Annotated in this window: 1 pseudogene; it reads right to left on the bottom strand. The window is 61.9% G+C overall.

Annotation, left to right across the window (positions count from 1 at the left end):
* A pseudogene (locus EOD29_RS35405) lies at positions 1-231 on the bottom strand (sugar ABC transporter permease); the annotation flags it as partial.

Raw genomic sequence — 231 nt, 5'->3', positions numbered from 1 at the left:
CGCGGATCTTCTGGTCGAGCAGGATGGCGAGCAGCAGGCCGAGCGCCAGACAGATGCCGACATAGAGGAAGCCGAAGATCGCCATGTTGGTGATCGAGGTGTACCAGGAGGACGGCGGATCGCTCTCGAAGGTCCAGCGCCACAGCCGCTGATAGGCGCGCGCCCCGGTCAGCTGATAGGAGGGGAAGGTCTTGGAATTGGTGAAGGAGAGATAGGCCGTCCAGACGATGA

The organism is Mesorhizobium sp. M1A.T.Ca.IN.004.03.1.1 (assembly GCF_003997555.1).
GTDB lineage: Bacteria > Pseudomonadota > Alphaproteobacteria > Rhizobiales > Rhizobiaceae > Mesorhizobium.
This window is presented reverse-complemented; position numbering and strand designations above follow the sequence as displayed.